Origin of the sequence: Prevotella sp. P4-51, assembly GCF_002251455.1 — a bacterium.
Classification (GTDB): domain Bacteria; phylum Bacteroidota; class Bacteroidia; order Bacteroidales; family Bacteroidaceae; genus Prevotella.
In genome coordinates this window covers 1-384 of the sequence record NZ_NPJM01000036.1, presented here as the reverse complement: position 1 = coordinate 384, position 384 = coordinate 1, and the positions used below count along the sequence as shown (strand labels likewise).

Sequence of the window (384 nt, the reverse complement as noted above, 5' to 3'; positions counted from 1 at the left end):
AGAAACTGGGCGCAGTTAAGCCCACAGGTTAATTGAACGCCGAGTCAGACAGTCCTATAGCTCAGTTGGTTAGAGCGCCACACTGATAATGTGGAGGTCGGCAGTTCAAGTCTGCCTGGGACTACACATCGGCAAGATGACCGATAGAATGCTACTCTCAATTATGGGGGATTAGCTCAGCTGGCTAGAGCACCTGCTTTGCAAGCAGGGGGTCAACGGTTCGAATCCGTTATTCTCCACTCCGGGGCATGTCCCCGAAAAGATCTTTGACATATTGACACAAGCAAGACTGTAGAACAGAAGTTCAAGACTTCTAACAACAAACAGAAAGCTGAAAGTATGAGCGAAAGACAGGCGAATATATTTATTTGTCCTATCTACGAT

General features: G+C 46.9%; 2 tRNA genes. Both read left to right on the top strand.

What is annotated here, in order from left to right:
• Positions 1-50: 50 nt before the first annotated feature.
• Positions 51-124, top strand: a tRNA-Ile gene (locus CIK94_RS04485).
• 41 nt (positions 125-165) lie between these two features.
• Positions 166-239 (top strand) — tRNA-Ala (locus tag CIK94_RS04480).
• Positions 240-384: the final 145 nt, after the last annotated feature.